This window comes from Amycolatopsis orientalis DSM 40040 = KCTC 9412 (assembly GCF_000478275.1).
GTDB lineage: Bacteria > Actinomycetota > Actinomycetes > Mycobacteriales > Pseudonocardiaceae > Amycolatopsis > Amycolatopsis orientalis.
Genome location: NZ_ASJB01000050.1, coordinates 30,836 through 57,010, shown reverse-complemented (window position 1 = coordinate 57,010; position 26,175 = coordinate 30,836). Strand labels below are relative to the sequence as shown.

General features: G+C 69.6%; 26 protein-coding genes. 19 read left to right on the top strand and 7 right to left on the bottom strand.

Annotated elements, in window-relative coordinates; genetic code table 11:
• Positions 1–27 precede the first annotated feature (27 nt).
• Positions 28–1,371: a MinD/ParA family ATP-binding protein gene (locus L324_RS16395; protein WP_037308440.1), complete on the top strand. Its 1,344-nt coding sequence runs from the start codon at positions 28–30 to the stop codon at positions 1,369–1,371.
• Between the two features lie 8 nt (positions 1,372–1,379).
• On the opposite strand, the gene L324_RS16390 is transcribed toward L324_RS16395, so the two are convergent.
• Both L324_RS16390 and L324_RS16385 read right to left on the bottom strand, forming a co-directional pair.
• Positions 1,380–1,562: a hypothetical protein gene (locus tag L324_RS16390; RefSeq protein ID WP_037308437.1), complete on the bottom strand. Its 183-nt coding sequence runs from the start codon at positions 1,560–1,562 to the stop codon at positions 1,380–1,382.
• A gap of 149 nt (positions 1,563–1,711) precedes the next feature.
• Positions 1,712–1,924 (bottom strand): BldC family transcriptional regulator, encoded by a 213-nt coding sequence (locus tag L324_RS16385; RefSeq protein WP_005151795.1) that lies wholly within the window; start codon positions 1,922–1,924, stop codon positions 1,712–1,714.
• 248 nt (positions 1,925–2,172) lie between these two features.
• Between L324_RS16385 and L324_RS16380 the strand changes: the two genes are divergently transcribed.
• Genes L324_RS16380 through cds1 form a run of 3 tightly spaced genes read left to right on the top strand, consistent with a single transcriptional unit; the run spans position 2,173 to position 4,030 of the window.
• On the top strand, positions 2,173–2,646 hold the full coding sequence (locus L324_RS16380; RefSeq protein ID WP_037308434.1) for an Lrp/AsnC family transcriptional regulator: 474 nt from the start codon (positions 2,173–2,175) through the stop codon (positions 2,644–2,646).
• 11 nt (positions 2,647–2,657) lie between these two features.
• Positions 2,658–2,951 (top strand): DUF4229 domain-containing protein, encoded by a 294-nt coding sequence (locus L324_RS16375; protein WP_037308431.1) that lies wholly within the window; start codon positions 2,658–2,660, stop codon positions 2,949–2,951.
• Positions 2,948–4,030 carry an L-cysteine desulfhydrase Cds1 gene (gene cds1 / locus L324_RS16370; protein ID WP_037308427.1) on the top strand — a complete coding sequence of 361 codons (1,083 nt, stop codon included), beginning with the start codon at positions 2,948–2,950 and terminating at the stop codon, positions 4,028–4,030. The genes L324_RS16375 and cds1 overlap by 4 nt, the downstream gene beginning before the upstream one ends.
• Positions 4,031–4,073: 43 nt before the next feature.
• Here cds1 and L324_RS16365 read toward each other — a convergent pair whose 3' ends face one another.
• From L324_RS16365 to L324_RS16355, 4 genes are all read right to left on the bottom strand, one after another.
• Positions 4,074–4,955, bottom strand: a complete 882-nt coding sequence (locus L324_RS16365) for a 1,4-dihydroxy-2-naphthoate polyprenyltransferase (RefSeq protein ID WP_037308425.1) — start codon at positions 4,953–4,955, stop codon at positions 4,074–4,076.
• A gap of 109 nt (positions 4,956–5,064) precedes the next feature.
• The gene (locus L324_RS43095) at positions 5,065–5,220 is read right to left on the bottom strand and encodes a hypothetical protein (protein ID WP_162835867.1); all 156 of its coding nucleotides are present in this window, start codon (positions 5,218–5,220) and stop codon (positions 5,065–5,067) included.
• A 63-nt stretch (positions 5,221–5,283) separates the two neighbouring features.
• Positions 5,284–6,408 carry an o-succinylbenzoate--CoA ligase gene (menE, locus tag L324_RS16360; protein WP_037308420.1) on the bottom strand — a complete coding sequence of 375 codons (1,125 nt, stop codon included), beginning with the start codon at positions 6,406–6,408 and terminating at the stop codon, positions 5,284–5,286.
• 372 nt (positions 6,409–6,780) lie between these two features.
• The gene (locus L324_RS16355; protein ID WP_037308417.1) at positions 6,781–7,704 is read right to left on the bottom strand and encodes a 1,4-dihydroxy-2-naphthoyl-CoA synthase; all 924 of its coding nucleotides are present in this window, start codon (positions 7,702–7,704) and stop codon (positions 6,781–6,783) included.
• Positions 7,705–7,761: 57 nt separating this feature from the next.
• Between L324_RS16355 and menD the strand changes: the two genes are divergently transcribed.
• The 3 genes from menD (at position 7,762) to L324_RS16340 (ending at position 11,582) form a co-directional block, all read left to right on the top strand.
• Positions 7,762–9,438: a 2-succinyl-5-enolpyruvyl-6-hydroxy-3-cyclohexene-1-carboxylic-acid synthase gene (gene menD / locus L324_RS16350; RefSeq protein WP_037308415.1), complete on the top strand. Its 1,677-nt coding sequence runs from the start codon at positions 7,762–7,764 to the stop codon at positions 9,436–9,438.
• A gap of 109 nt (positions 9,439–9,547) precedes the next feature.
• Positions 9,548–11,068 carry a M1 family metallopeptidase gene (locus L324_RS16345; RefSeq protein WP_037308412.1) on the top strand — a complete coding sequence of 507 codons (1,521 nt, stop codon included), beginning with the start codon at positions 9,548–9,550 and terminating at the stop codon, positions 11,066–11,068.
• Between the two features lie 22 nt (positions 11,069–11,090).
• On the top strand, positions 11,091–11,582 hold the full coding sequence (locus tag L324_RS16340; RefSeq protein ID WP_051173930.1) for a DUF3592 domain-containing protein: 492 nt from the start codon (positions 11,091–11,093) through the stop codon (positions 11,580–11,582).
• A gap of 117 nt (positions 11,583–11,699) precedes the next feature.
• Here L324_RS16340 and L324_RS16335 read toward each other — a convergent pair whose 3' ends face one another.
• Positions 11,700–12,530: an inositol monophosphatase family protein gene (locus L324_RS16335; protein ID WP_037308409.1), complete on the bottom strand. Its 831-nt coding sequence runs from the start codon at positions 12,528–12,530 to the stop codon at positions 11,700–11,702.
• Positions 12,531–12,640: 110 nt separating this feature from the next.
• On the opposite strand from L324_RS16335, the gene L324_RS16330 reads away from it, so the two are divergent.
• The 12 genes from L324_RS16330 to L324_RS16275 all read left to right on the top strand — a co-directional run bounded on the left by L324_RS16330 (position 12,641) and on the right by L324_RS16275 (position 26,055).
• Positions 12,641–13,759 (top strand): glycosyltransferase family 4 protein, encoded by a 1,119-nt coding sequence (locus tag L324_RS16330; RefSeq protein ID WP_173426376.1) that lies wholly within the window; start codon positions 12,641–12,643, stop codon positions 13,757–13,759.
• 1 nt (position 13,760) lies between these two features.
• Positions 13,761–14,864 (top strand): glycosyltransferase family 4 protein, encoded by a 1,104-nt coding sequence (locus L324_RS16325; RefSeq protein WP_037308403.1) that lies wholly within the window; start codon positions 13,761–13,763, stop codon positions 14,862–14,864.
• A gap of 79 nt (positions 14,865–14,943) precedes the next feature.
• On the top strand, positions 14,944–15,714 hold the full coding sequence (locus L324_RS16320) for an AfsR/SARP family transcriptional regulator (RefSeq protein ID WP_037308400.1): 771 nt from the start codon (positions 14,944–14,946) through the stop codon (positions 15,712–15,714).
• A 71-nt stretch (positions 15,715–15,785) separates the two neighbouring features.
• Positions 15,786–16,538, top strand: coding sequence for a demethylmenaquinone methyltransferase (locus L324_RS16315; protein WP_235783550.1), 753 nt, complete (start codon positions 15,786–15,788; stop codon positions 16,536–16,538).
• Between the two features lie 2 nt (positions 16,539–16,540).
• Positions 16,541–17,827 carry a geranylgeranyl reductase family protein gene (locus L324_RS16310; protein WP_037308398.1) on the top strand — a complete coding sequence of 429 codons (1,287 nt, stop codon included), beginning with the start codon at positions 16,541–16,543 and terminating at the stop codon, positions 17,825–17,827.
• Between the two features lie 493 nt (positions 17,828–18,320).
• Positions 18,321–18,728: an NADH-quinone oxidoreductase subunit A gene (locus L324_RS16305; RefSeq protein WP_037308493.1), complete on the top strand. Its 408-nt coding sequence runs from the start codon at positions 18,321–18,323 to the stop codon at positions 18,726–18,728.
• 6 nt (positions 18,729–18,734) lie between these two features.
• Positions 18,735–19,283, top strand: coding sequence for a NuoB/complex I 20 kDa subunit family protein (locus L324_RS16300; protein ID WP_005151847.1), 549 nt, complete (start codon positions 18,735–18,737; stop codon positions 19,281–19,283).
• 5 nt (positions 19,284–19,288) lie between these two features.
• On the top strand, positions 19,289–20,053 hold the full coding sequence (locus L324_RS16295; RefSeq protein ID WP_037308490.1) for an NADH-quinone oxidoreductase subunit C: 765 nt from the start codon (positions 19,289–19,291) through the stop codon (positions 20,051–20,053).
• Complete coding sequence (locus L324_RS16290; RefSeq protein WP_037308394.1) at positions 20,050–21,420, top strand: NADH-quinone oxidoreductase subunit D; 1,371 nt, start codon at positions 20,050–20,052, stop codon at positions 21,418–21,420. The genes L324_RS16295 and L324_RS16290 overlap by 4 nt, the downstream gene beginning before the upstream one ends.
• Positions 21,417–22,289, top strand: a complete 873-nt coding sequence (gene nuoE, locus L324_RS16285; RefSeq protein WP_037308390.1) for an NADH-quinone oxidoreductase subunit NuoE — start codon at positions 21,417–21,419, stop codon at positions 22,287–22,289. The genes L324_RS16290 and nuoE overlap by 4 nt, the downstream gene beginning before the upstream one ends.
• Positions 22,289–23,584 (top strand): NADH-quinone oxidoreductase subunit NuoF, encoded by a 1,296-nt coding sequence (gene nuoF / locus L324_RS16280; RefSeq protein WP_037308387.1) that lies wholly within the window; start codon positions 22,289–22,291, stop codon positions 23,582–23,584. Before nuoE ends, nuoF begins: the two co-directional genes overlap by 1 nt.
• A complete protein-coding gene (locus L324_RS16275; protein ID WP_037308382.1) occupies positions 23,581–26,055 on the top strand; it encodes an NADH-quinone oxidoreductase subunit G in 2,475 nt (824 codons plus the stop codon). The genes nuoF and L324_RS16275 overlap by 4 nt, the downstream gene beginning before the upstream one ends.
• Positions 26,056–26,175: the final 120 nt, after the last annotated feature.

Here is a 26,175-nt window from a genome sequence, read left to right as displayed (position 1 = left end):
AGACGTGCGCGGAGGAGGAATTCAGCGGTGACCGGACCCAGCGAAGAATCGGCTCCTGGCCACCCCGAACCCACCGAGAGCGCCCAGCCCTCGGAGTTGTTCTCCGAGGACAGGACGGACTCGGCGCCGCATCCGAACGCGAGCGGTTTCGAGGCCGAGCCGACGCAGGTCGTCCAGCCGCAGTACCCGCAGCAGGCCCAGTACCCGCAGCAGCCGGCGGCTCAGCAGCAGCCTCAGCAGCCGCCGCTGCCGCAGCCGTCGCACGGGCAGTACCAGCAGCCCTACGACCAGAACCTGCCCCCGCTGCATCCCCAACAGGCACCTCAGCAGCCCCAGCAGGCGCAGTACCCGCCGCAGCAGCAGTACGTGCCCCAGCAGCCTGTCCAGCAGCCCGGGGTGCCGGGGCTCCCGCAGCCGCAGGGCAGGCACGCGCTGCCGGACGAACTCGCGACGGCGAGCCTGGTCAAACCGCAGAAGCGCAAGCCGGAATCGGGCTGGCGCAAGGCGCTCTACCTGGGCACCGGCAAGCTCGTCAACCCGGGGGAGAGCCCGGCCGACACCCGGAAGCGCGAGCTGATCGCACAGATCAACCAGCCGCTGCGCGGGTGCTACAAGATCGCGATGCTGAGCCTCAAGGGCGGCGTCGGCAAGACCACCACGACCACCACGCTGGGCTCGACGTTCGCGTCGCTGCGCGGTGACCGGGTCGTCGCCGTCGACGCGAACCCGGACCGCGGGACGCTGTCGCAGAAGATCCCGATCGAGACCACCGCGACCGTGCGGCACCTGCTGCGGGACGCGGACAAGATCACCAGGTACAGCGACGTCCGCTCGTATACCTCGCAGGGCGGAAGCCGGCTGGAGATCCTCGCCAGCGAGCAGGACCCGGCGGTTTCCGAGGCGTTCTCCGAGGACGACTACCGGCGCACGGTCAACCTGCTGGAGCACTTCTACAACATCGTGCTCACCGACTGCGGGACCGGTTTGATGCACTCGGCGATGAAGGGCGTCCTGGACGTCGCGGACGCGCTGGTGGTGGTCTCGTCAGGCTCCGTGGACGGCGCGCGCAGTGCGTCGGCCACCCTCGACTGGCTTGAGGCGCACGGCTACGGCGACCTGGTCAAACGGTCGGTCGCGGTGATCAACTCGGTGCGTCCGAAGGGCGGCTCCGTCGACCTCGACAAGCTTTCCGCGCACTTCGGCGCACGCGTCCGGTCGGTCTGCCGGATCCCGTTCGACCCGCACCTGGAAGAAGGCGCCGAGATCGAACTGGACCGGCTTCACGCCGACACCCGGCTGGCGCTGCTGGAACTGGCCGCCACCGTCGCCGACGGTTTCGGGGGCCAGCAGTACCGCCAGATCCAGCCCTAGTCCTGCTCTTAGTCTTTGTCCTCGTCTTTACTCTTGCGCTGTTGCTCACCGAGCTTGCGCAGGAAGTCGGGGTCGTCGTCCGGGGCCAGTGTCGGGCGCGACGAGGGCACCCCGACGCGCTCGATCCCGAACGCGCGCCACAAGACAACGGCGACGGTGAGCGCTCCGATGGCCGCGAGCAGATAGATCATGCTCGGTCCCTTTCCGCGTGGAGGACGTTGCTCAGTCCCACGAGGCTAGCCTCTTTGCCGCGCGCGGGGGGACCTACGGATACCCCAATGTGACGAAGGGCCTTTACGAGCCCTTCGTCACCGGAGTCCTTTATGAGCGAAATGCGAGGTCAGACCTTGCGGGCGGGCTCGCTGGCGTCAGTGGTCAGCTCGGCGAGGAGCTCGTTCACCTCGGCCTCGCGGAATCGGCGGTGCCCACCGGGAGTGCGGATCGAGCCGATCCGGCCCGCGGTCGCCCACCGGGTCACGGTCTTGGGGTCGACCCGGAACAGTGCCGCCACTTCACCGGGGGTGAGCAACCTTCCGCCCATCGTCGCGGTCATTTTCCGCCTCCTTCACGGTTCCAGTGCTAAACCGGAGGCGGGCCCGATGCCCGTCGTGCCGGGTAGCCAACACGGCAATCGTTGCATCTCACCCGTCAGGTACTCGAACGGTTGTCCAACAGTAAAGAGCCCTTAAAGGTCAAAACCGACAACCGCGACATGCGCCGGTGCGTGCCGTGGTCTTGTCACAGATGTACGAAAACGCGCCCTGGTCATGCGAATCGCCGCATGGCACCTAAGGTGTAGCGGTGGACCAGGTGGATCGGAAGATCATCGCGGCATTGCGGGAGAACGGGCGGGCTACCTACGCCGACCTCGGCCGATCGGTCGGACTCTCGGCGTCATCGGTGCACGAGCGGGTCGGCAAACTCGAAGCCGCCGGCGTGATCACCGGGTACCACGCCATGGTCGACCCCAGCACGGTCGGACTCGGCGTGACGGCGCTGGTCGGCATCCACCCCACCGACACCGCGACCGAGGACGACGTCGCGGAGGCGCTCGGGGCGCTGGACGAGGTCGAAAGCTGCTACGCCGTCGCGGGTGACGAGGCGTTCGTCGTCAAGGTGCGGGTGGCGACCGTCGACGACCTGGAGCGGACGCTGGGCAGGCTGCGGCGGATCCCCGGCGTCGGCCGGACCAACACCACCGTCGTGCTCTCCACCCGCTTCGAGGGACGGCCCAACAACGCGGGTCTGGACGACGGCCGCAACGGCAGCGCGTAGCCTGCGTTGATGTGAGCGACACTCCGGAAACCGCCGATCACCTCGCCCGTGACCTGACGCTGTACGTGCTGGCCAGGTTCCTCCTGGTCGGTGTCATCGGTGGCGGGTTGCTGCTGGTCAACGTCCCGCTGCTGGTCGCGTTGCTGATCGGGCTGGTCGTCGGGCTGCCGCTGGGCCTGCTGCTGTTCCGCCCGCTGAACGCGCGGGTGACCGCCGGGCTCGCCCGCCGCAACGCCGACCGCGCTCGCGCGCGTGCCGAACTGCGCTCCCAGCTGCGCGGCGACCGGGTGGACGGGGCAGCGTGAGCCGCCTGCACAGCCGTAGCTGGGTCCGCGAAGCCGTCCGCATCATCGAGGCCGACGCGAACCGCAGCGCGGACACGCACCTGCACGTCTTCCCACTGCCGCCGGAGTGGGGGATCGACCTTTACCTGAAGGACGAGTCGGTCCATCCGACAGGCTCGCTCAAGCACCGGCTGGCGCGCTCGCTGTTCCTGTACGGCCTGGTGAACGGCCAGATCGGGCAGGACACCGTGCTCGTCGAGGCATCCAGCGGCTCGACCGCGGTTTCGGAGGCGTACTTCGCGCGGATGCTCGGCCTGCGGTTCATCACCGTGGTGCCGCGCAGCACCTCGCCGGAGAAGATCGCGCTCATCGAGTTCTACGGCGGCGAGTGTCACTACGTCGACCGGGCGCCGGACATGTATCCGGAGGCCGAGCGGCTCGCCTCCGAGTGCAACGGCCACTACCTCGACCAGTTCACCTACGCCGAGCGCGCGACGGACTGGCGCGGGAACAACAACATCGCCGAGTCGGTCTACGCGCAGATGCAGTCCGAGCGGCACCCCGTGCCGACGTGGATAGTGGTCGGCGCCGGGACCGGCGGTACGAGCGCGACCTTCGGCCGCTACGTGCGCTACAAGCGCCACACCACGAAGATCGCCGTCGTCGACCCGGAGAACTCGTCGTTCTACGGCGCCTGGGAGACCGGGGCGCTCGACTACGCGACCGGGATGCCGTCGCGGATCGAAGGGATCGGGCGGCCGCGGGTGGAGCCGTCGTTCGTGCCCGGCGTGATCGACGAGATGCTGCAGGTGCCGGACGCCGGTTCGCTGGCGGCCATCCGGGTGCTGCGCGAGCGGACCGGGCACTGGGCGGGCGGCTCGACCGGGACGAACCTCTTCGGCGCGTTCACCCTGATCTCGCGGATGATCTCGGAAGGCCAGGCGGGCAGCGTCGTCACGCTGTTGTGCGACGGCGGCGAGCGGTACGCCAACACGTACTACGACGACGGCTGGCTGGCGCAGAAGGACATCGACATCACTCCGTACCTGGAGAAGTGCCGGAAGTTCCTGGTGAGCGGGAAGTTCTCGCCGGAGATCTGAGGGTCTCGTGAGTGGTAATGACGGTTCTAACCGTCATTACCACTCACGAGGCGTTCTGCAGCGCCAGTGCGACCGTCGTCAGGATCGCCCAGCCCAGCATGGCGAACCCGGTGTCCCGCAGCGCCGGGATCAGCGCGCGTCCCTGGGCGCCGCCACCGACGGCCTTGACCGACTTCAGCAGCAGCGGCGCGGTCACCAGGCCCAGCAGCGTCCACGGCGTCACGAAGGCGAGCAGCGCGCTGACGACGTACGGCACCGCGACCAGCACCAGATAGAGCCGCCGCGTGCCCCGGTCGCCGAGCCGGGTGGCGAGCGTGCGCTTGCCTGCCTCGATGTCGGTCGGGATGTCGCGGAGGTTGTTGGCGGTCAGCACGCCGGTCGAGAACGAGCCGACGGCGACAGCGCAACCGAACGCCGTCCAGCTGAGCTGTCCGGCTTGGACGTAGACCGTGCCGAGGACGCCGGCCAGTCCGAAGAAGACGAAGACCGCGATCTCGCCGAAACCGTAGTAGCCGTAGGGCTTTTTGCCGCCGGTGTAGAACCAGGCGCCGAGGATGCAGACCGCGCCCATCGCCAGCAGCCACCACAGCCCGCTGATCGCGACGAGCACGAGGCCGAGGACCCCAGCGAGGCCGAGAGCCACCAAAGCGGCTGTCAGGACGGCCTTCGGCTTCGCGACTCCGGAGCCGACGAGCCTCAGCGGGCCGACGCGGTTCTCGTCGGTGCCGCGGATGCCGTCGGAGTAGTCGTTGGCGTAGTTGACGCCGACGATCAGGGCCAGTGAGACCAGGAGCGCGAGCACCGAGCGGGTCCACGAGAAGCCGTCGAGCGCGACCGCCGCGCCGACCCCGGCGACCACCGGCGCCACCGCGTTGGGCAGCGTCCGCGGGCGCGCCCCTTCGATCCATTCACCAGCAGTCGCCATGCCGTCATTCTGGCCTTGGCCACTACCGGCCGGTACGTGGGGCTGCTCGCATTTCGTCCTCTGCTTGCGGCGTCGAACCACCGCAAGCAGAGGACGGAACGCGTTCACTTCACTTCACGTCGACGACGTCTTCGAGCGTCCAGGTGAGCGTGCCGCTGTTCGGAACGGCGGTTTCCGGTTCGTCCGCCAGCGCGGGTCCGGCCAAAGCGACCAGGCCCATCGTGACGGCGGTGCAGGCCAATACTGTGCGTGTCCAGCGCGTCATGCTTAAGACGTAAACCCGCGGGTAATGATCATGTCAACAAAGTCCCAGTAATCGGTGGGAAATTCACGACCTTAGTAGGAGGTTCCGGACAGCCGCCCTATCGATCTTCCCGGGACCCCGCAACGGTAGTTCTTCGACGAATTCGACCCGTTTCGGCGCGGCCGCGGCACCGGCTTCCGCGCGGCACGCGGCACGCAGGGAATCGACGTCGCATCCGGCACCGACGACGAGCGCGACGACCGCTTCGCCCCACTCGGGATCGGGTACGCCGACCACGCACGCGTCGCGGACTCCGGGCTGAGCGGTCAGCACCCGTTCGACCGCGGCGGCGGCGACCTTCACCCCGCCGGTGTTGATCATGTCGTCGACGCGGCCGAGGATCTCCAGCCGTCCGCCGGGGCCCAGCCGCCCGCGGTCGGAGGTGCGGAACCGGCCGCCGTCGAACGCCTCCGCGGTCAGCTCCGGCTGGAGCCGGTAGCCGTGCGCGAGGACGTCCCCGGCGACGCAGACCCGGTCGTCCTCGAGTTCGATCCGGACGCCGTCGAGCGGCACGCCGTCGTACACGCAGCCGCTCGCGGTCTCGCTCATGCCGTACGCGGGCACGATCGTCACGCCCGCGTCGGCCGCGCGCTCCCGCAGTCCGGCGGTGGTCGCCGCGGCGCCGATCACGATCGCGTCGAAGGCGCGGGCGGCCGCCAGCCCCGGTCCGCCGTCGTCGAGCAGCCGCCCGAGCTGGGTCGGCACGAGCGCGGTGTAGCGGGGGCCGTCCTGCGCGAGGAGCGGCGCGGCGGCCTCGGCGAAGTCGTCGGGCCGGAAACCGGAGGTGTGGAGCGCGGCGGGCGTCGTCCCGGCGAGCAGCGAGCGGACCAGCACCTGCAGCCCGCCGATGTACTGCGCCGGGGTCGCGAGCAGCCAGTGCCCAGGCCCGCCGAGCCGCGCGTGGGTCGCGTTCGCCGAGGCGGTGAGTGCGGCGGCCGACAGGAGGACGCCCTTGGGTTCACCGGTGGAGCCGGAGGTGGCGATGATCACCGCGGTCCCCGGCTCGGCCGGGCGCGTCGGCTCCATCGCGTCGCGGAGGGCCGCCGAGGCGTAGGGGAGGACGGTGGGGCCGCCGCCGAGCGCCTCGGCCAGTGCCGCGGTCAGCTCGGCGATCGACTCCGGACTCCCGTCCACCTCCACCGCACGCATCCCCCCACCCTACGACCGCCCCCGGGTCGCGTTTAGCCCGCTTAACGCGACCCGGGGACGGGACGCGGACGGGGTCGCGTTTAGCCCGCTAAACGCGACGTGGGGTGGGTCGGCCGGGCGCGCGGGTCGCGTTTAGCCCGCTAAACGCAGGTCGAGTGGCCGGGGGCGCGCATGTCGCGTTTAGCCGACTAAACGCGACGCAGGGACGGAGCGCGTTTAGTCCGCGAAACGCGACCCAAGGGTGGGGGCATGCGCGGAGCGCGTTTAGCCCGCTAAACGCGACGTGGGGTGGGTGCGCGGACGGGTCGCGATTAGCCCGCTAAAGGCGACCCGCGAGCGGAGCGCAGTTAGCGGGCTAAACGCGATCGGGGGTCAGTAGTAGTAGGGGGAGGCCGACCAGTCGGGGGAGCGTTTCTCCAGGAACGCGTCGCGGCCTTCGACGGCTTCGTCCTGCATGTACGCCAGCCGGGTGGTTTCGCCGGCGAAGAGCTGCTGGCCGACCAGGCCGTCGTCGGTGAGGTTGAACGCGTACTTGAGCATCCGCTGCGCGGTCGGCGACTTGCCGTTGATCGTCCACGCCCAGTCCAGCGCCTCGGTCTCCAGCTTCGCGTGCGGGACGGCGGAGTTGACCGCGCCCATCGCCTGCATCTGCTCGGCCGTGTACTCCCGCCCGAGGAAGAAGATCTCCCGCGCGAACTTCTGCCCGACCTGCTTGGCGAGGTACGCCGAGCCGTAGCCGCCGTCGAACGAGCCGACGTCGGCGTCGGTCTGCTTGAACCGCGCGTGCTCGGCCGAGGCGAGCGTGAGGTCGCACACCACGTGCAGCGAGTGCCCACCGCCGGCGGCCCATCCCGGGACCACCGCGATGACCACCTTCGGCATGAACCTGATCAGCCGCTGGACCTCGAGGATGTGCAGCCTGCCGGCCCGCGCCGGATCGATCGTGTCGGAGGTCTCCCCATCCGCGTACTGATACCCGGAGCGTCCGCGAATACGCTGGTCACCACCGGAACAAAACGCCCAGCCACCGTCCTTCGGCGACGGGCCGTTACCGGTGAGCAGGACGCAGCCGACGTCCGAGCTCATCCGCGCGTGGTCGAGCGCGCGGTACAGCTCGTCGACGGTGTGCGGACGGAAGGCGTTGCGGACCTCGGGACGGTCGAACGCGACACGCACGACGCGTTTGCCTGATCGGCTCTCAGAGGAGCGGTGATAGGTGATGTCGGTGAAGTCGAAACCTTCGACCTCGGTCCACAAGGCCGGGTCGAACAGCTCGGAAACCTGGGCGTCATCCACGTTTGGGAGAATAGGACGTGTGGCCGTGAGTCGTAGTGTCAAACCCGAGGTCTGCCGGTGAATCCCTCCACCGCGCAGGCCAGGGTCATCGTCGACGAACTCGTCCGCAACACCGTCTCGCACGTCGTCCTCTGCCCGGGCTCACGCAACGCCCCGCTGTCGATCGCGCTCTATGACGCGGCGGCCGCCGGACGTCTCCAGCTGCACGTCCGCATCGACGAACGCGGCGCCGCCTTCCTCGCCCTCGGCATCGCCGCGCGCACCGGCCGCCCCGTCGCCGTGCTGTGCACCTCCGGCACCGCGGCCGCGAACTTCCACCCCGCCGTGCTGGAGGCCGATCGCGCCGGTGTCCCGCTGATCGTGCTGACCGCCGATCGCCCGCCCGAACTGCGGGCCGCGGGTGCGAGCCAGGTCATCGACCAGCACCAGCTCTACGGCAACGCCATCCGCTACTTCGACGAGCTCGCCGTCGGCGAACGCCGCGCCGGGCAGAACTCGTACTGGCGCAGCCAGATCTGCCGCGCCTGGAACGCCGCGTACGGAGAATGGCGCTGCGGGCCGGTGCACCTGAACATCCCGTTCCGCGAGCCGCTCGTCCCCGATCTCGACGACGACGGCGAGTGGTTCGAATCACTCGAAGGGCGGCCGGACGGGGCCCGCTGGACCGAACTCCCCGACTTCGGCGCGCTTCCCTCGTTCGTGGTGCCCTCGGCCCGCTCCGGCCTGGTCATCGCCTGCGACACCGGGGTGCAGGCCGCCAGCGAATGGGCCGAGCTGCACGGCTGGCCGGTCGTCTCCGAAACCGGCGGTATCGGGCTGGCGGGCGCGACGGCGATCTCGTCCGGCGCGTGGCTGCTGGGCGTCGAGGAGTTCATTTCGCGGCACAAGCCCGAGCAGGTGCTGTGCATCGGCCGTCCGACGGTGTTCCGGCAGGTCCAGCGGGTCCTGTCCGATCCCGACGTCGAGGTGCTGCTGGTCCGGCCCGATTCCGACTGGCCCGCGCCCGCGCACAACGTCCGTCAGGTCGGCCAGTGGTTCGACGAGCCGACCAAACCCGCCGATCCGGAATGGCTCGCCAGCTGGCAACGCGCGGACAAGGCGGCGTCGACGGCGGTGGCCGAAGCGCTGTCCGCCGAACCGTGGCCGAGCGGGCTGCGCCTGGCCTCCGAGCTCATCGACGCCGTCCCGGAGGGGTCGCTGCTGGTCGTCGGCTCCTCCAACCCGACCCGTGACGTCGCGCTCGCCGGACGGCTGCGGCCCGACGTCCTCGTGCACCGCAACCGCGGGGTCGCCGGGATCGACGGCATGGTCTCGACCGCGATCGGCGCCGCGACCGTCCACAGGGGACATTCGTACGCCCTGCTCGGGGACCTGACCTTCCTGCACGATGCCAGCGGCTTGCTGACCGGACCCGCCGAGCAGCGCCCCGACCTGACGATCGTGGTGCTCAACGACGACGGCGGCGGCATCTTCTCCCTGCTGGAGCAGGGCGCGCCCGAGCACAACGCCAGCTTCGAGCGCGTCTTCGGGACGCCGCACGGCGCCGATCTGGGCGCGCTGTGCGCGGGCTACCGCGTCCCGCACGTCGTCGCGGAGACGCTCACCGAGTTCCGCGCCGCGCTGAAGCCCGCGCCCGGTCTGCGTGTGGTGGAGGTCCGCGTGGACCGAACGCGCCATCGTGAACTGCACGCGCGCCTCCGTACGGCGGTGTCGTCCGCGGTGCGCGCTGTCTAGGTATTTTTCGTCTCGGTTCAAGGGCTAGGAACCCCTCCTTCGGACGTGTCTTCGCCATGATCGTCTGGCTACGTTCGAGCGCGCTGACCAATCCTGGGAGGGATTCGCAATGCGCTTGAACACTCGCGCCGGCTTCGCCGGACTGACCGCGGGCGTCGTCTCGGTGCTGCTCGCGGGCACCGCGGCCGCCGCACCCGCGCCCGGTTCGATCGGCGTCGGCGACCCGTACTACCCGCACGCGGGCAACGGCGGCTACGACGTCGCGCACTACGACCTCCGGCTGACCTATCAGCCGTCGACCGACCTGCTGTCCGGGGCCACGACGATCCTGCTCACCGCCACACAGGACCTCTCGGCGTTCAACCTCGACTTCGGGCTGAAGGTGTCGAGCGTCCGGGTGAACAACCGGCCCGCCCGGTTCGTGACGTCGGCCGACGGCACCGGCGAGCTGACCGTCACACCCGTGACGCCGCTCAAGAAGGGCCAGACGGCGACCGTCGTCGTGGCCTACGCGGACACGCCGTCGAAGGTGAAGATCGACGGCATCACCGGCTGGAAGAAGACCCCGGACGGCGCGCTGGCCGTCGACGAACCGCAGAGCGCGGCCTGGTGGTTCCCGTCCAACGACCACCCGACCGACCTGGCCACCTACGACGTCTCGGTCGAGGTCCCGAACGACGTCGCGGCGCTGTCGAACGGCACGCTCGTGCGCAAGACGGCGCAGCGGCCGGGCTGGACCCGCTGGAACTGGCGCAGCACCAAACCGCAGGCGACGTATCTCACGTCGCTGGAGGTCGGCAAGTTCGAGGTGAACGAGCAGACCACGCCGGAGGGGCAGCCGTTCGTCACCGCCTATGGCGCCGACCTCGGCGACTCGCTCGGCGCGGCCAAGGCCAGCATCGAGCGGACGCCGGAGATCACCGGGTTCCTGGCGTCGAAGTTCGGCCCTTACCCGTTCGAAGCGCAAGGCGGCGTCGCCACCACCGGCATCACCTTCGCGCTGGAAAACCAGACGCGGCCGGTGTACGGCGCCCGCGCGTTCCGGTCCGGCTCGAACACCTCGGTCGTCGCCCACGAGCAGGCGCACCAGTGGTTCGGTGACAGCGTGACGCTCGGCAAGTGGAGCGACATCTGGCTGAACGAGGGCTTCGCCTCCTACGCGGAGTTCCTGTGGTCGGAGGAGACCGGCGAGGGCACGGCCGACGAACTCGCCCAGTACATCTACGACTCGGCCCCGGCCGACGACCCGTTCTGGCAGGTCCTGCCCGCCGACCCGGGGGTGGAGAACCAGTTCGACGCGGCCGTCTACGACCGGGGCGCGCTCGCGGTGCACGCCTTGCGCAAGGCTGTGGGCGACGACACGTTCTTCCGCATCCTGCAGACCTGGCAGCAGGTGAAGAAGCACAAGTCCGCGGTGATCCCGGAATTCATCGCGCTCGCCGAGAAGATCTCGGGCAAGCCGCTGTACGACCTGTTCCAGACCTGGCTGTACACCAAGGGCAAGCCCGCGGTGGGGCCGAACGGGGTCGCCCCTTCGGCGCTTCGGGCCGCTTCGGCGCCTTCCGTGCCGAAGTCCTACCCGCAGATCAGGGCGACGCATGAATTCCTCGCCGAGCGACACGCCCACTGACGGGTAGCGCTACGCTCGCGGCGTGACGGCCAAAACGGAGCGGGTGAGGCGCATCGGGTGGTATGCCGCCCTCGTTGTCGCCTCACTCGTCACCGTGCTCTGCGTCTCGCTGCTGTTCGCCGCCATCCGCAACGACAACGCGATCGAAGCGCAACCCGGCCAGGCGACCGCGCAGGTCGAGTCGGTGACGTTCGACCGCACGATCATCAACTACGCCACTCCGGACGGCGTCGTGCACAGCCCGGCCAACGGCGTCCTCTACCCGGCCGGGCTGGCCGCCGGGCAGCTGGTGAACATCGAGTACGACCTCGGCGACCCGGAACTCGCGCGGGTGGCCGGGCGGTCGGTGGTCAACACGCTGCTGCCGCTGGGCAGCACTGTCTTCTTCACGTGGCTGATCGCGGGGCCGCTGCTGTGGTGGATCCGGCGGCAGCGGCTGGCGTACCGGCGCTCTCTCGCGGAGGCTTCGGTGGTGGAGGCCGTTCCGGCCCCGGAGCCCGAACGCACCGCCTGAGCTCGCCACCGTCTGAGAGCTGAAGGGCGCTTTCCCCGCATGAAACGCGGCGAAAGCGCCCTTCGCCGCGTAAGACGCGGGGAAAGTTCCCTTCAGCCACCCGGCTCCCAAAGAGGCTCAACCGACGGAGTCCCGCCACCACCCCAGCACCTCGTCGGCCACCCCCGGCGCCGCCACCAGCAGTGCGTCCACGGGCAGCGCGGAGTCCTCCCCGTGCCGGTCCAGCACCACGGCCCCCGCCTCGATGGCCAGCGCGACCGAACCGGCGACGTCCCATTCCCGGTAGCTGTGCAGGACTGCGGCGGCCGCGTGCCCCAGCGCGACCTGCGCGATCGCCAGCGCCGCCGAGCCGAGCACCCGGACCCCGGCGTGCGCGGCGGCGGCGCGTTCGATGAACTGGCCCATCCCCGGCCAGACGCCCTTGCGCGTGAGTTCCGTGCAGACGATCGCCCCGGCGGTGCCGCTGCGGTCGGTCAGCCTGATCGGCTTGCCGTTCGCGCGGGCGCCGCGGCCACGGGCGGCGGCGTAGATCTGGGCGCGGTACGGGTCGGCGACCACGCCCACCACCGGCCCCGAAGCGTCGATCAGGGCGAGGCTGTAGGCGCACCACGGGACACCGGCGACGTAGTTCGCGGTGCCGTCGACCGGGTCGACCACCCAGCGGTATTCGGCGACGTCGGCACCGTGGTCGGCGCCGAATTCGCCGCCGACGACGGGGACACCGGGGAATTCCGCGGTCAGCACGCGGCGGGTGTGGCGTTCGAGGATCCGGTCCGTGTCGGTGACCCAGTCGAACGGGGAGTCCGTCAGATCGGGATGGGCGCCCCGGCCGGCGGTCGCGGTGATCACGTCGGTCGCGTCGTTGGCCAGCCGCCCGGCCACTTCCAGTGCCTTCGACACCAATCCGGGCTCGACGGGCTGCGGCGGCCTTGACGACAGGAGGGTCATGCCTGACTAGTGTGGCCGAGGCTGGTTTACGGAACACGACCTTGAGATGACATGTCGTCTGTTCCGTTTCTGTTGGGGTGGGTGTCACAACCGGATGCGACAGTGACCCCGTGCGAGTCGCGATAGTCACCGAAAGTTTCCTGCCCCAGGTGAACGGCGTGACCAACTCCGTGCTCCGCGTCGTGGAACACCTCCGCGACCGCGCGCACGACGTGCTGATCATCGCCCCCGGGCCGGGCCCCGGGGAGTACCTCGGCGCCCCGGTCGTGCGCATCCCCGCCCTCGACTTCCCCGGCGTGAACTCCCTCCCGGTCGGCGTGCCGACCCGGACGGTGCTGACCGCGCTGGCCGATTTCGGGCCGGACGTGGTGCATCTGGCCTCGCCGTTCGTGGTCGGCGCCCGAGGGCTCGCCGCGGCCAGACGGCTGCGGGTGCCGTGCATCGCGGTGTATCAGACCGACATCGCCGGTTTCGCCGCCGCGTACGGCTTCGGCATCGCCGCCCGCGCGGCCTGGCGCTGGGTGCGCCGCCTGCACTCGCGGGCCGACCGCACGCTCGCGCCGTCGTCGGATTCGGTGGAACAGCTGAGGCTGCACGGGATCCCGCGGGTGCACCGCTGGGCCCGTGGCGTCGACATCGAGCGGTTCTCGCCGGTGCACGCCGACCCCGCGCTGCGTGCCGAACTGGCGCCGAACGGGGAACTGCTGGTCGGTTTCGTCGGCAGGCTCGCGCCCGAGAAGGAGGTCGAGCGGCTGACCGCGCTCGCCGGGGTCGACGGGGTCCGCGTGGTCGTCGTCGGGGACGGGCCGGAGCTGCCGATGCTGCGCGAGCGGATTCCGGGCGCCGCCTTCCTCGGCGCCCGATACGGCGAAGAGCTTTCCGCCGCGTACGCGAGCCTCGACGTCTTCGTCCACACAGGACCGCACGAGACGTTCTGCCAGGCCGTCCAGGAGGCGATGGCGTCCGGACTGCCGGTGCTCGCGCCGGACGCGGGCGGCCCGAAGGACCTGGTCCTCCCGGGCCGCACCGGCTATCTGCTGCCCGCCGATCGGGACGGCTTCGCGAAAGCGCTGGTGGAGAAGGTCGACGACCTGCGCGACGACGCGCTGCGCGCCAGGCTGGGGGAGAAGGCGCGCAAGGTGGTGCTCGGCCGGACCTGGCCCGCCGTCTGCCGGGAACTGGTCGGCCACTACGAGGCCGTCCAGGGCAAAGTCGCGCGCGCGGCCTGAAATGCACATCATCCAGCTGGCCAATTTCTACGGGCCGCGTTCGGGTGGGCTGCGGACGGCGTTGCACCACCTCGGCGCGGGCTACGTGGCCAGTGGGCATCAGGTGACCCTCGTGGTGCCCGGGCGGCGCTACGCGGACGAGATGCTGCCCTCGGGAGTACGCCGATTTTCCCTTCTGGCGCCGCAGATCCCGGGCACCGGTGGCTATCGCGCGGTCGATCCGCACCGGGTGCGCGCGGTGCTGGAACGCCTGGAGCCGGACAGGCTCGAAGTGTCCGACAGGCTCACGCTGCGCGGTATGGGCGTCTGGGCACGGCGCAACGGCGTGCCCAGCATGGTCATCTCCCACGAGCGGCTCGACAGGCTGCTGGAGCAGTTCCTCATGCCCGAGCCCGTCGCGCGGCGCGTCGCGGACGTCGCGAACCGGCGGATGGCGCGGCGCTACGACACGGTCGTCTGCACGACGGCGTTCGCCCGCGCGGAATTCGACCGGATCGCCGCGCCGAACGTGCGCCGCGTCCCGCTCGGCGTCGATCTGGCGACGTTCGCCCCCGCCCGGCGTGACGACGGTTGGCGGCACACGCTGTCCGGGAACGCGGACGCCCTGCTCGTCCACTGTGGACGTCTGTCGCCGGAGAAGCACGTCGAACGCAGCGTGGACACCGTCGCCGAGCTGACCGACGCAGGACACCGGGTGCGGCTCGTGATCGCGGGCGACGGGCCCCGGCGGCGGGCGCTGGAACGGCGGGCGCGCGGGCTTCCGGTGACCTTCCTCGGCTTCCTCTCCGGCCGCGGCGACGTCGCCCGGCTGCTGGCCAGCGCGGACGTCTCCCTTGCGCCCGGTCCCCACGAGACGTTCGGGCTGGCGGCGCTGGAGGCGCTCGCCTCGGGGACGCCGGTGGTGGTCTCGGCGTCGTCGGCGCTGCGGGAGATCGTGCGCCCCGGCTGCGGCGAGGCCGTCGACGATCACGCCCCGGCGTTCGCGGGCGCCGTCACCGGCTTACTGGAGAGTCCCGAAGACGCGCGGCGCGCGGCGGCGCGGGCGCGCGCGGAGGAATTCGCCTGGCCGCGGTCGGTCCAGGGGATGCTCTCCGCGCTCGCCTGATCACACCAAGATCATTTGTATCCAATTTGTACAACCGGCATTCATCGTCCCCTCACGCCATCGAGCGAGAGGACGGCACGTGAGGTTCGAAGTACTGGGAACGTTCACCATCTCTTCCGGTCCGCGGTCGGTACCGCTGGGCGGCCGGATGAGGAGAACGCTGCTCGGCGTGCTGCTGGTGAGGGCGAACACCTTCGTCCCGGTGGACGTGCTCACCGAGGCACTGTGGGAGAGCCGGTGGGAGCCGCGGGCGGTGCCGAAGCTGCACTGGCACGTCCACAAGCTGCGGCAGGCCTTGCCCGAGGCCGAACGGATCGGCTTCGACAACGGCGGCTACCGGCTGGAGGTCCACCCCGGCGAACTCGACGTCGAGACCTTCGAGACGCTGGCGGGTCAGGCACTGAAGTCCACCGACCCCGCCCAGCGGGCTTCGCTGATCCGGCAGGCGCTCACGCATTGGCACGGCGCGCCCTACGAGGGCCTGGACGTCCCCCTGCTTTCGGACGAGACGATGCGCCTTTCGGAGTACCGCCTTGTCCTGCTCGAAGAGCTCTACCAGGCCGAACTCGATCTCGGACGGCACGCGAGCGCGGCCGTCGAGCTGGCCGGTCTGGTGCGGCGGCATCCGCTGCGGCAGCGTGCCCAGTACCTCCTGATGGACGCTCTGTGGCGGGCCGGGCGCACGTCCGACGCGCTGGCGGCGTACCGGCGGGCGCGCCGGGTCTCGATCGATCAGCTCGGCCTCGAACCGGGGCCGGAACTGCGGTTGCTGGAGCGGCGGATCCTCGCCGGTGAAGCGGCGAGGGCCGGTGCGCACCGTGCCCCGGCCTTGCTGAACCGGACCAGGTGAACCTACGGGGCGCCGCTTTGCTCCTGCTTGGCCGACGGCGCCCCTCAGGGTTCGCGAAGTAGTGTTCGGGTATGTCCCGAGCGAGTCTTGACAAGGATCCGCACGAAGTCGCCGCCATGTTCGACGACGTCGCGGATGGCTACGACCGCGCGAATTCGTTCATGACCTTCGGCTTCGACCGCCGCTGGCGCACCACCACCGCCCGGGTGCTGGACGCCAAACGCGGCGAGAAGGTGCTGGACCTCGCGGCGGGCACCGGCGTGTCCACCGTCGAGTACGCGCGCAACGGGGCCTGGTGCCTGGCCGCGGACTTCTCGGTCGGCATGCTCAAGGCGGGCAAGCACCGCGGCGTCCCGATGGTGGCCGCCGACGCGTTGAAGCTGCCGTTCGCGGACGAGAGCTTCGACGCGGTGACCATCTCGCTCGCGCTGCGGAACTTCGTCGACACCAAGGCGGCGCTCACCGAGATCGCGCGCGTGGTCAAACCGGGTGGGCGACTGGTGATCTGCGAAGTGTCGACGCCCACATTCCCGCCGATCCGGTTCCTGCACCGCAAGTTCATCCTGCGGCTGCTCACCTGGGTCGGCAGCCGGACCTCGACGAACCCCGAGGCCTACTCCTACCTGGCCGAATCCATGCTGGCGTGGCCGGACCAGCGGACGCTGGGCGAGATCATCGCGAGCGCCGGGTGGACCGAGGTGGAATGGCTGAACCTCACGTTCGGCGTCGTCGCCATCCACCGTGCGAAGAAGCCCTCTGTAGCTCCGCCTTCCTCCCCACCGCCACCCTCAACGGACGAGCTTCGCTCGACTGTAGATTCGTAAGCATGACCCGTCGCAACGCAGACCACGACGCCGAAGTCATCGTCGTCGGTGCCGGACCGGCCGGCTCCACCGCCGCCACGTACCTCGCCCGCGCGGGCGTCGACGTGCTGCTGCTGGAGAAGACCGAGTTCCCGCGCGAGAAGGTGTGCGGCGACGGGCTGACCCCGCGCGGTGTCAAGCAGCTCATCGACCTGGGCATCGACACCAGCGAGGACGCGGGCTGGGTGCACAGCCGCGGCCTGCGGATCCTCACCGGCGAGCTGACGCTGGAACTCGACTGGCCCGACCTGACGAGCTACCCGCCGTACGGCGTTTCACGGACCCGTCAGGACTTCGACGACCTGCTCGCGAAGACCGCGGTCAAGGCGGGCGCGCGGCTGTACGAGCGCACGACCGTCACCGGCGCGATCACCAGCCCGGCCGGTCGCGTGATCGGCGTCGAGGCGAAGGTCGGCCCCGAGAAGACCCCGGTGAGCTACCGCGCTCCGCTGGTACTGGCCTGCGACGGCGTCTCGGCGCGGCTGGCGCTGAGCGTCGGCATCCAGAAGAACGAGAAGCGCCCGATGGGTGTCGCGGTCCGGCAGTACTACAAGAGCCCGCGCCACGACGACCCGTTCATCGAGGGCCACCTGGAGCTGTGGGACCGCAGCGATCCGCGCGACCCGAAGCTGCTCCCCGGTTACGGCTGGGCGTTCCCGCTGGGCGACGGCACGGTGAACGTCGGCCTCGGCATGCTGTCGACGTCGGCCGCGTTCCGCAGCACCGACTACCGCGCGCTGCTGCGCCAGTGGCTCGACGGGACGCCCGAGGAATGGGGCTACCGCGAGGAGAACGCCATCGGCAAGGTCGGCGGCGCCGGTCTCCCGATGGGCTTCAACCGCACCCCGCACTACCGCGACGGCCTGCTGCTGCTCGGCGACGCCGGCGGCATGGTCAGCCCGTTCAACGGCGAGGGCATCTCGGCCGCGATGGAGTCCGCGCAGCTGGCGTCGGAGTTCGTCGTGCAGGCCTTGGCGCGGCGTGAGGGACCGTCGCGTGAGCGGGCCCTGGAGGGCTACCCGCGCGCCGTCGGCGAGCTGATGGGCGGCTACTACCGGCTCGGCAACGTGTTCGCGAAGCTGATCGGGAAGCCGAAGGTCATGCACGCCGCGACGAAGTACGGGCTGCGGATCAACTCGATCCTTCCGCTGGTCTACAAGGGACTTTCGGGCTGCTACGACGCGAAGGGCGGGGACGGCGTGGACCGCCTCATCGCCGCCTTGGCGCGAGCCACCCCCTCCCCGCGCTGACCCTTTCGTACCTCGCGTGAAGGCCCCCTTCCCTCGGCTCAGCCGAGGGAAGGGGGCCTTCACGCGCAGGTGGCGCCACACGTCTGGACCAGTCACGGGTACGCCGCACAGTGGTATCGGTCACAGGACAAATGTGGTCAAACGGACTCCCGGACTCGATCTTGGGGACGACGTCGCAGGTCATCGATACCGCACGCCGGAAGTAACCGTACTGGCCGTGCGGTCAAGTTAGGGCAGCCTTATAGCACGGGGCCTAGGGACAAGAATGTGAGTCGCGTCCTACACTCGGGCCATGCTTTGTGAATCGCTTCACATCCTCGACCGGAGGCTTGTGAACTATTTCACAAGCAAGGGGGCCGTCATGCACGGCCCGTAAGGGTTGCCTAACCCTCGGCGGTGTGACCCAGGTCCCTTAGGGTGCCGACGAGGGAAGCGGTGAACCCCGACTCGAAAACCGCAGCGGCGCGGAAAGGATGGCGAAAACCCCGTGCTGATGTTGCCCGTGCTGGCCCAGGCCGGTACCCCGACGGTCCCCAATCTCGACATGTACCTCCCCCTGGTGCTCCTGTTCGTCCTCGCTCTCGGCTTCGCGGTGCTCTCGGTGCTGCTCGGCCCGCTCGTCGGCCCGAGCCGGGCCAACAAGGCGAAGCTCGCGGCCTACGAATGCGGTATCGAACCGTCGCCGCAGCCGGTCGTCGGCGGCGGCCGGATGCCGGTCGCGTACTACATCACCGCGATGCTGTTCATCCTGTTCGACATCGAGATGGTCTTCCTCTACCCGTTCGCGGTCTCCGCGGACGCGCTGGGCATGTTCGGCCTGGTGGAGATCGTGCTGTTCATCGCGACGGTCGGTTTCGCGTACGCCTACGTATGGCGTCGCGGCGGCCTGGATTGGAACTAGAGAAGCATGGGCCTCGAAGAAAAACTCCCCAACGGCATCCTGCTCGCCAGCCTCGAAGGCCTGGTCAACTGGGCGCGCAAGAACTCGATGTGGCCCGCCACCTTCGGTCTCGCCTGCTGCGCGATCGAGATGATGACCGTCGGCGGTTCCCGCTACGACATCGCCCGGTTCGGCATGGAGCGCTTCAGCGCGACGCCGCGTCAGGCGGATCTGATGATCGTCGCCGGCCGCGTCACGCAGAAGATGGCGCCGGTGCTCCGCCAGATCTACGACCAGATGGCCGAACCCAAGTGGGTGCTGGCGATGGGCGTCTGTGCCTCGTCCGGCGGGATGTTCAACAACTACGCCGTGGTGCAGGGCGTCGACCACATCGTCCCGGTCGACATGTACCTCCCCGGCTGCCCGCCGCGCCCCGAGATGCTGCTCGACGCGATCCTGAAGCTGCACGCCAAGATCCAGGACGAGCCGATCAACGCCCGCCGGGCCGCGATCCGCGCCGCCAGTGGTGAGCGCACCGAGCTGATCGCCTCCTCGATCAAGTACGCGAAGAAGTGAGCGACGTGCCCGAAGAAAACTCCCCCGAAACCCCGGAGACCGGCGGCGAGCAGTCCAGCGCCGAACGGCCCGAAGGCGGCCTCGAACCGCGCGGCACCCGCCCGGCCGAACCGGTCGTCACCGGTAAAGAGCGCCAGGGCATGTTCGGCGTCCACGGCACCGGTGACACCTCCGGCTACGGCGGCGTCCGCCTCCCCGCGTACAGCCCGCCCCCGGCCGAGCGCCCGTACGGCGGCTGGTTCGACGAATTCGCCGACGAGTTCTACGCGGCCTTGGCGGACAACAAGGTTCCGGCGAGCGCGGTCCTGCAGACCACGGTCGACCGCGGCGAGATCACCTTCTACGTCGCCCGCGAGCACCTCGTCGAGATCGCCAAGGTCCTCCGTGACGACACCGGTCTCCGCTTCGAACTGCTCAGCTCGGTCTCCGGCGTGGACTACGGCGTCGACGTCCCGCAGCGGTTGCACTCGGTCTACCACTTCACGTCGATGACCTACCGCCGCCGCATCCGGCTCGAGGTCACCCTCGACATCGAGGACCCGCACGTCCCGTCGCTGGTCGGGGTCTACCCGACCGCCGACTGGCAGGAGCGGGAGGCCTACGACATGTTCGGCATCGTCTACGACGGCCACCCGGCACTGACCCGCATCCTCATGCCGGACGACTGGGACGGTCACCCCCAGCGCAAGGACTACCCGCTCGGCGGGATCCCCGTCGAATACAAGGGCGCGGAGATCCCGCCGCCGGACCAGCGGAGGTCTTACTCGTGAGCACCGAAAACCTCTCCGACGTCACCACCGGCACGGACACTTCGCCCGAAGGCAGCAACAGCGTCCCCGAAGCCGACTCCCGCGAGACCACCGAAGGCCGTGTCTACACCGTCTCCGGCGGTGACTGGGAAGACCTCATCGAGGACTCCCGCCACGACGAGCGCATGGTCATCAACATGGGCCCGCAGCACCCGTCGACGCACGGCGTGCTCCGGCTCGTGCTGGAGATGGAGGGCGAGACCGTCACCCAGCTCCGTTCGGTCATCGGCTACCTGCACACCGGGATCGAGAAGAACTGCGAGTACCGCACGTGGACCCAGGGCGTCACCTTCGTGACGCGCATGGACTACCTCGCGCCGCTCTCCACCGAACTCGCGTACTGCCTCGGCGTCGAAAAGCTGCTCGGCATCCAAGCCCCGCGCCGCGCCGAACTGCTGCGCGTGATGCTGCTGGAGATCAACCGCATCGGTTCGCACCTGGTCTACATCGCCACCGGCGGGATGGAACTCGGTGCCACCACGGCGATGACGCTCGGTTTCCGTGAGCGTGAAGAGGTCCTGCACCTGCTGGAGCACCTCACCGGCCTGCGGATGAACCACGCGTTCATCCGGCCCGGTGGCCTCGCGCAGGACATGCCGGACGACTACCAAGAGGTGGTCAGCGCGTTCGTCAAGACGATGGACGAGCGGCTTCCCTTGTACGACAAGCTCTTCACCGGTCAGCCGATCTGGCGCAACCGGCTCAAGGGCGTCGGCTATCTGCCGGTGGACGCCTGCCTCGCGCTCGGCGTCACCGGTCCGGTGCTGCGCAGCGCCGGCCTCCCGTGGGACCTGCGCAAGACCGAGCCGTACTCCCGCTACGACGAGTTCGAGTTCGACATCCCGACCTCGACCGACGCGGACTGCTGGGCGCGCTACCTGATCCGCGTCGAGGAGATGCACCAGAGCCTGCGGATCATCAAGCAGTGCCTGAAGAAGCTCGAGCCGGGCCCGGTCATGGTCGAGGACAAGAAGGTCGCCTGGCCGGCGCAGCTCTCGATCGGCAGCGACGGCATGGGCAACTCGCTCGAGCACGTCCGCAAGATCATGGGCCAGTCGATGGAATCGCTGATCCACCACTTCAAGCTGGTCACCGAGGGCTTCAAGGTCCCGCCGGGCCAGGTGTACACGACGGTGGAATCGCCGCGTGGCGAACTCGGGGCGCATCTCGTGTCCGACGGCGGCACCAGGCCGCTGCGGGTCCACGTGCGCGAACCGAGTTTCGTGAACCTGCAGTCGATGCCCGCGATGGCCGAAGGCGGCCTGGTGGCGGACGTCATCGCCGCCATCGCCTCGATCGACCCCGTCATGGGGGGAGTGGACCGTTGAGCACCCAGCCCGGAACGACACCGACGCCCGAGCCCGGCACCAGCCTGGCCGAGCAGACCCATATCGCCGCCGGCGGTGACGTCGACGTGATCGCGATCGCGCCGGATCCCGCCGAGGCGGAAGGGATCCTGGAGAACGCGAAGCTCGAAGACATCTTCGACGCCGACACCTACGCCAAGGCGCAGAACCTGATCTCGCGGTACCCGCAGTCGCGGTCGGCGCTGCTGCCGATGCTGCACCTCGTGCAGTCGGTGCAGGGGTACGTGAGCCAGGAGGGCATCGCCTTCTGCGCTTCGCAGCTGGACCTGTCCGACGCGGAGGTCAGCGCGGTCGCGACGTTCTACACCATGTACAAGCGCCGTCCCTGCGGCGAGCATTTGGTCAGTGTGTGTACGAATACGCTCTGCGCGGCCATGGGCGGCGACGCGATCTACAAGAAGCTCCAGACGCATCTCGGCTCCGAAGAGAAGCCGTTGGGGCACAACGAGACCGCGGGCACGCCGAACGAGCCCGGCTCGATCACGCTGGAGCACGCCGAATGTCTCGCGGCCTGTGACCTCGCCCCGGTCATCCAGGTCAACTACGAGTACTTCGACAACCAGACCGAGGACAAGGCCGTCGCGCTGGTCGACGCGTTGCAGGCGGGCAAGAAGCCCGCGCCGACGCGCGGCGCGCCGCTGACGAACTTCAAGGGCGCCGAACTGCAGCTCGCCGGGTTCTTCCCGGAGGACGCGCAGCAGTACCGCACGGACGTCGACGGTCCTTCGCAGGCCGTCGAGACCCTGCGGGGAGCTCAGGTCGCGCAGGACCGCGGCTGGACCGCGCCCGCGATGAAGGACGTCCCACTGCCTGAAGTGGAGAAGAAGTAATGGCCGATCCCATCACTCCGGTCCTCACGAAGCGCTGGCTTTCGCCCAACTCCTGGACGATCCAGTCCTATGAAGCCCTTGAGGGCTACACCGCGATCCGCAAGGCGCTCAAGGCCACTCCCGAGCAGATCGTCCAGCTGGTCAAGGACTCCGGCCTCCGGGGTCGCGGCGGCGCGGGCTTCCCGGCGGGCATCAAGTGGTCCTTCATGCCGCCGAACGAGGACAAGCCGCACTACCTCGTCATCAACGCCGACGAGGGCGAGCCGGGTACCTGCAAGGACATCCCGCTGATGATGGCGGACCCGCACTCGCTGATCGAGGGCTGCATCATCGCCTCGTACGCGATGCGCTCGCACCACTGCTTCATCTACGTCCGCGGAGAGGCGCTGCACTGCATCCGCCGTCTCAACGCGGCCGTGCGCGAGGCGTACGAAGCGGGTTACCTCGGCAAGAACATCCTCGACTCCGGATTCGACCTCGACATCACCGTGCACGCGGGCGCCGGGGCCTACATCTGCGGCGAGGAGACGGCGCTGCTGGACTCGCTGGAGGGCCGCCGCGGCCAGCCGCGGCTCAAGCCGCCGTTTCCGGCCGCCGCGGGTCTCTACGCCGCGCCGACCACGGTGAACAACGTCGAGACCATCGCCAGCGCGCCGTACATCGTCAACGGCGGTTCGGACTGGTTCCGCCAGATGGGCCGCGAGAAGTCGCCCGGTCCGAAGATCTACTCGATCTCCGGCCACGTCGAGAAGCCCGGCCAGTACGAATGCCCGCTCGGCACCACGCTGCGCGAGCTGCTGGACATGGCCGGCGGCATGAAGGACGGCATCCCGCTGAAGTTCTGGACGCCGGGTGGGTCCTCCACGCCGATGTTCACCGCCGAGCACCTCGATGTTCCGCTGGACTTCGAAGGGGCGGCGGAAGCCGGGTCGATGCTGGGGACGACGGCCGTGCAGGTCTTCAACGAGACCGTTTCCGTGCCGTGGGCCGTGATGAAGTGGACGCAGTTCTACGAGCACGAGTCCTGCGGCAAGTGCACGCCGTGCCGTGAGGGCACCTACTGGCTGGCGCAGATCCTGGAGCGCATGGTCGAGGGCAACGGCACCGAGGAGGACATCGACACCCTGCTCGACGTCTGCGACAACATCCTCGGCCGCTCGTTCTGCGCCCTCGGCGACGGCGCCGTTTCGCCGATCCAGAGCGGGATCAAGTACTTCCGCGAGGAATTCCTCGCGCTGTGTGAAAAGAACAAGGCTCCGAAGCAGGAGCAGGAACTGGTGGGGGCGCAGGCATGACGATCGCACCCGACAAGCCCGGGACCGAGGTCGAAGAGACCCCGGTCCCCGAGGGCCACGTCAAGCTGGTCATCGACGGTGAAACGGTCATCGCGCCCAAGGGCGAGCTGCTGATCCGTACCGCCGAACGGCTCGGCACGGTCATCCCGCGCTTCTGCGACCACCCGCTGCTCGACCCGGCGGGCGCCTGCCGCCAGTGCCTGGTCGAGGTCGAAATGGGCGGTCGCCCGATGCCGAAGCCGCAGGCCTCGTGCACCGTGACGGTCGCCGACGGCATGGTCGTGAAGACCCAGCTGACCTCTGCCGTCGCGGACAAGGCCCAGCAGGGTGTGATGGAGCTGCTGCTCATCAACCACCCGCTGGACTGCCCGATCTGCGACAAGGGCGGCGAATGCCCGCTGCAGAACCAGGCGCTCGCGCACGGCCGCGCGGACTCCCGGTTCGTCGACACGAAGCGGACGTTCCCGAAGCCGCTGCCGATCTCCTCGCAGGTGCTGCTGGACCGCGAGCGCTGCGTGCTCTGCCAGCGCTGCACCCGGTTCTCCCGCGAGATCGCCGGCGACCCGTTCATCGAGCTGCTCGAACGCGGCGCCCACCAGCAGATCGGCACGGCGGAGACCGCGGACGTGCTGGACCTGGCTTCCCGGACCACGTCGGGCCAGCCGTTCCAGTCGTACTTCTCCGGCAACGTCATCCAGATCTGCCCGGTCGGCGCGCTGACGTCGGCCGCGTACCGGTTCCGTTCGCGGCCGTTCGACCTGGTGTCCTCGCCGAGCGTGTGCGAGCACTGCTCGTCCGGCTGCGCCGAGCGGACCGACTTCCGCCGCGGCAAGGTCATGCGGAAGCTCGCGGGCGACGACCCCGAGGTCAACGAAGAGTGGATCTGCGACAAGGGCCGTTTCGCGTTCCGCTACGCGACCGCCGACGACCGCATCCGCCGCCCGCTGGTCCGCAACCCGGACACCGACGAACTCGAAGAGGCGTCGTGGACCGACGCGCTGCGGATCGCCGCGGCGGGGCTGGCTGAAAGCAAGAACAAGGGCGGTGTCGGTGTCCTGCCCGGTGGCCGCTTGACCGTCGAGGACGCGTACGCGTACTCGAAATTCGCGCGGATCGCCTTGGGCACCAACGACATCGACTTCCGCGCCCGCCCGCACTCGGCCGAGGAACTGGACTTCCTCGCGACGCACGTGGTCGGGACGACGCCGGAAAGCGGCGTCACCTTCGGCGAGATCGAGCGGGCGCGCACGGTGCTGTGCGTCGCTTTCGAGCCGGAGGACGAAGCGCCGATCGTGTTCCTGCGGCTGCGCAAGGCGGCTCGGAAGAACCGCACGCGCGTCGTCCACTTGGGACAGTGGACCACCTCGTCGGTCCGCAAGACCTTCGGTGAACTGCTGGCCTGCGCGCCGGGCGCCGAAGCCGCCGCGATCGACGGCATCGCGCAGCACGCGCAGGACGTCGACCAGGCGCTTTCGGCCGAAGGAGCGGTGATCCTCGTCGGCGAGCGCGCCGCCGAGGTCCCGGGTCTGTTCTCGGCCCTGCACCGGCTGGTGGAGCGCACCGGCGCCCGGCTCGCGTGGATCCCGCGTCGCGCGGGTGAACGCGGTGCACTGGCGGCGGGCGCGGCGCCGACGCTGCTGCCCGGCGGCCGTCCGGTCACCGACGCCGCGGCTCGCGCCGAGATCGAAAAGGCTTGGGGCGTCACGCTTCCCGCCGAGGCCGGGCTGGACACCACCGGCATCCTCAAGTCGCTGGACCGCGGTGACCTGGTCGGTCTGGTCGTCGGCGGGGTCGATCCGTACGACCTGCCCGACCCGGAACTCGCCCTGAGCGCGCTGCGCAACGCGGCGTTCGTGGTGAGCCTGGAACTGCGGCACAGCGCGGTCACCGAGCACGCGAACGTCGTCCTCCCGATCGCCCCGGCGGTCGAGAAGGCGGGCAGCTACCTGAACTGGGAAGGCCGCCGCCGCGAGTTCGCCGTCACCCTCGAAGGCACCGGCGCGCTGCCGGACTGCCGGGTGCTCGACACCCTCGCCGTCGAGATGGACGCGGACCTGTTCACCCAGACCCCGGCTGCTGCCGCCGCCGATCTGGCGAAGCTCCCTGGCACGACCGAGCCGTCGACCTTCGAGCCGGTGGCAGCCTCCGCCGCCGCGATCGCGAGCGACGGCAAGGTTCTCCTCGCCACCTGGCGCCAGCTGATCGACAACGGTTCGCTGCAGGACGACGAGCCGCACCTCAAGGGCACGCAACGCGAGGTCGTCGCCAAGCTCTCGGCGAAGACCGCCGAAGGCCTGGGCAAGACCGTCAAGGTCTCCACCGAACGCGGTTCCATCACGCTGCCGGTCGAGATCGCGGACCTGCCGGACGGCGTCGTGTGGCTCCCGGGCAACTCCGACGGCTCGGCCGTCCGCGCCTCTCTCGGCGCTGGACACGGTTCGGCCGTCACCCTCACCAGGGTGGAGGCGTGAGTTCGATGTTGCTCTGCCCAGGTGACCGAGCACGACGCCGCGCGCTGGCCGAAGGCCCCGCTATCGCGGCGGCAGGGCGCCCCGACTCGTCAGCTGTGCCGGGATCGCCAGAGTGCGCCC